6 protein-coding genes and 1 pseudogene are annotated in these 3,612 nt (G+C 33.4%); 3 read left to right on the top strand and 4 right to left on the bottom strand.

The features are described 5' to 3' along the window. Positions 1–338 (top strand): M15 family metallopeptidase (locus VNJ50_RS15495; RefSeq protein ID WP_325583198.1); only part of this gene is annotated, 338 nt, incomplete at its 5' end. Between the two features lie 37 nt (positions 339–375). Here the strand turns inward: VNJ50_RS15495 and VNJ50_RS15490 are convergent. Both VNJ50_RS15490 and VNJ50_RS15485 read right to left on the bottom strand, forming a co-directional pair. Beyond that, positions 376–1,359, bottom strand: coding sequence for a hypothetical protein (locus VNJ50_RS15490; protein WP_325583197.1), 984 nt, complete (start codon positions 1,357–1,359; stop codon positions 376–378). A gap of 182 nt (positions 1,360–1,541) precedes the next feature. Then, on the bottom strand, positions 1,542–1,889 hold the full coding sequence (locus VNJ50_RS15485) for a DUF6249 domain-containing protein (RefSeq protein WP_325583196.1): 348 nt from the start codon (positions 1,887–1,889) through the stop codon (positions 1,542–1,544). A gap of 143 nt (positions 1,890–2,032) precedes the next feature. On the opposite strand from VNJ50_RS15485, the gene VNJ50_RS15480 reads away from it, so the two are divergent. Together VNJ50_RS15480 and VNJ50_RS15475 are read left to right on the top strand one after the other, a co-directional pair. After that, complete coding sequence (locus VNJ50_RS15480) at positions 2,033–2,623, top strand: RNA polymerase sigma factor (protein WP_325583195.1); 591 nt, start codon at positions 2,033–2,035, stop codon at positions 2,621–2,623. Continuing rightward, entirely contained in the window at positions 2,604–3,002 is a 399-nt protein-coding gene (locus tag VNJ50_RS15475; RefSeq protein WP_325583194.1) for a hypothetical protein, read from the top strand. Before VNJ50_RS15480 ends, VNJ50_RS15475 begins: the two co-directional genes overlap by 20 nt. An 11-nt stretch (positions 3,003–3,013) precedes the next feature. Here VNJ50_RS15475 and VNJ50_RS15470 read toward each other — a convergent pair whose 3' ends face one another. Beyond that, a complete protein-coding gene (locus VNJ50_RS15470; RefSeq protein ID WP_325583193.1) occupies positions 3,014–3,340 on the bottom strand; it encodes a multidrug efflux SMR transporter in 327 nt (108 codons plus the stop codon). Positions 3,341–3,377: 37 nt separating this feature from the next. Continuing rightward, positions 3,378–3,612: pseudogene (locus tag VNJ50_RS15465) on the bottom strand (ATP-dependent helicase); the annotation flags it as partial.

Genomic DNA, 3,612 nt, shown 5'->3' with positions numbered 1-3,612 from the left:
AAAAACAAGAGTTTTACCCTAGAGTTGAGAAACAGTTTTTGTTTAGTGAAGGATATATTGCGTCAAAATCCGGGCATAGTCGTGGCAGTACCTTAGATTTGACCATTATTGATGCTAATACAGGTGAACCGTTGGATATGGGTGGTTTTTTTGATTTTTTTGGTGAAGAATCTTGGACGGACCATCCTGATCTTACCGAAATCCAAAGAGCCAATCGCGACCTCCTTGTCAATGTCATGCACAAATATAATTTTAGAAACTATCCGAAGGAATGGTGGCATTTTACTTTAAGATGGGAACCTTATCCAGATACTTATTTTGATTTTTTGGTAGAGTAAACACCTTTTTAGAGTGATATTTAGGTAAGGTATTTTGTTAATCTTTATAAACATTATAAGTCAATCCGATGCCATAATTATTCAATCCTGCTTGGAGAAGCGAGGATTGGAAATTACTTTCTTTTTCAAATCTTGCCCATTTGTTTTCATTGATAAATACACGTTTGATATAAGTGTTGTTTTGTGTTATTTTATCTGTAAAAGGTAGTAGCGGTCTAAAATTTGTCGGAATTTTTACAATACTTCCATCATTGGATTTAATTTCCTTGTATTTTTTGTTTGATAATAATTTGCCGTTATTATCAGTGTATCCCAATACTTGCAAAGAAATAAAAACGCCATTTTTTGGAATAAAGATATCTTCATCCTCAACGTTGAGCGTAAAGTTGTCGCCATCTTTTTCCGTCGTTCTGAAAACTATGTTACGATAGCTGATTTCTTTTCCAGGATACCCATTTTCGGAGTTGTAAAATTTCACCTTAAATAGTGTAGAAAAAGGCTTTTTATCCGCATTGGAGCGTTTGCGTTTGTCCCAATCTTTAGATTCTAAAGTAATGGGGAAATGTACTTTGGTTATTTTTTTTAAATCAGTGTCCGGATTATTGAAATAAACCGCTATTTCAGATTCTATCGTGGGCAACCAACAGTGGTAATAATCGTCGTCCAAATAGGGCTTTATGTTTTCAACCTTGAATTTTCGATCAATTTTTGCGGTAATCAATACTTCATCTAAAGTATTGGTTTCGGTGTCCATCAAAATGGTGTCAGGTAGGTTTAAAGTAGCTATTTTCAAATCTTTATAACCTAAAGCAGAAATATAAAGCGTGTCAACATCTGGATATAGTTTTTTTGTAAATACAAATTCGCCTTCATCATTTGCAAATAATCCATTTCCATTGTTAAACGAAACAGTGGCATACGAAACCGGATAACGAGTTTGCACATCTTTAATTGTGGTTTGCGAGAAGCCTAAAACAGTGCAGAATACTAAAAAATATAAGAGGACGGAATAATGTTTCATGGGGAATTGTGTCTTTAAAGCCGACATTTTAAAAAAGCCGCAAATCTTTAGAAGTATAAAATTGATTAGAATACTTTTAGTTATGCATTGTTTTTAAAATTCAAGATTTAAAGATACAGTAATTAATAAAAAAACGGCTAACAAAATGCTAGCCGTTTCATTTAGAGTTTGAAAAATCTTTTTTATTCTTTGTCGATTTTTTTAGTCATGTTAAAACCTACAAAAAGACCTAGTCCACCCATTAAGAAAATAGTAGCTGGATATACCGCATTATCATTGAGTGTCGTATAAGTTTCAATGATTAGTGCAATAAAAATACCAAGGCCAATTCCCATAAGTAGTAATGCTAAATTTAGGATAAGGACTTTCCAAAAAGGTGCTGTAGGTTGTTTGCCTCGTATAAAAATGCTGGCATCAACTCCTTTTTCAATGAGTGCCAAACGTTCTTTGTGCCGTGTGGAATAATGAAGGTAAAAAACGCCAAAAAAAGCGGCGATAAAAAGTGGTACAATAATAAATTCTGATCCCATAACTGTTCGATTTTTAATTGATTAATTTTAGTGTGTTCATTGCTTATGACGACTGGTTTTGAGTTTAGGTTACACAAAATCCATTTTATTTATTTTTTTGATTTGTTGTAACCTGAATCCAGGTTTGATCGTCTTATCTGAAAATGACCACCAAAAACGACCACATATATATAGACCAAATTTTAAATGGTGATGCCAAGGCATTTGCCGTTTTGGTAGATCGATATAAAAACATGGTGTTTACATTGACGTTACGAATGCTTAAAAACAGGGAAGAAGCTGAAGAAGCGTCACAAGATACTTTTTTGAAAGTTTACAGATCGTTGGAAACTTTTAAAGGCGCGTCAAAGTTTTCAACTTATGTTTATAAAATAGCTTATAATACGTGCCTTGATAGACTCAAAAAGAATAAAAAGTATCAAAACGATGTCGCTATAGATGAGTTTACAGAGCATCAAATTGTAACACTTGATAATGCTTTAAATGCCCTGACAGAAGCTGAATATCAACAATCCATAAAAGATTGTATTGGTTTATTGCCAGAAATGGATGGCTTTTTACTTACTTTATATTACTTTGAAGAATTATCTTTAGAGGAGATTGCAGATGTGGTCAATTTAAATCCAAACCACATTAAGGTTAAGCTTTTTAGAAGTCGGAAAAAGTTGATGACTATTTTAAAAGAACGATTAGAACCAGAAATGATAGCCTATTATGAAGGAGAACGTAGATAAATTATCAGATATTATTGTCGAAAAGGCCATAAGAACCTCAAATCTTGAAAGTCCTTCAAGTGATTTTACAAATCATATTATGGCGCATGTACGTCCTAAAAGCACTGCAATTGTTTATAGGCCGTTGATTTCCAGAACAGGCTGGATCCTTATTTTTGGAAGTGTGATTGCTTTTGTGGTTTTTTCATATCTAAATTTGGGAGTTGACACTAATGAATGGTTTCAAAACATTGATCTTCATTCGATTTTAACTAATGGAGTTGCCAACTTCTTTTCAAAACTAAAATTTGATCAGATTACCTCATATGCCATGCTTGTTTGTGGCATAATGCTCTGCGCGCAGATTCCAATTTTGAAGCATTTTATGGATAAGAAATAATGAAGTTTCTTTTAATTAGAAACAAATTTCAGACCTACAATTGAAAGAATAAGCGTTCCCAAAAAGAATACACGCCAAAAATCAGCAGATTCTTTAAAAATAAAAATACCAACCAAAACAGTTCCAATTGCGCCAATACCTGTCCAAACTGCATAAGCTGTACCAATGGGCAATGTTTGAGTGGCTTTTATAAGCAATAACATGCTAATAGTTAAACACACCAAAAAAGCAAGATACCACCACGTTGCGGTAATTCCTGTAGCGTATTTAGCTTTGCCCAAGCATGCTGCAAATGCCACTTCAAATAATCCGCCAATTATTAATATGATCCAATTCATAACCTTCAATATTATTGCTAAACTTTATATTATTCTGTTAATACCAGCGTTTCTTTTTGCTTTTTGAACCTTCTCCTTTACGTCCTTTTTTATGCTTACTTCCTGTTTTTTTTGAAGTATGGATAATAGGTTTTTCCTTTGGATCCAATGGATAAGGATGATTTTCTTCAACAGGGATTTGGATGTTTATGAGTTGTTGGATGGTTTTGATATAGTTTTTTTCATCTGCAGAACATAAAGAATACGAATTGCCAAAATGTCCTGCGCGCCCA

Origin of the sequence: Gelidibacter sp. (genome assembly GCF_035577925.1) — a bacterium.
Taxonomy (GTDB): Bacteria; Bacteroidota; Bacteroidia; order Flavobacteriales; family Flavobacteriaceae; genus Gelidibacter.
This window is presented reverse-complemented; position numbering and strand designations above follow the sequence as displayed.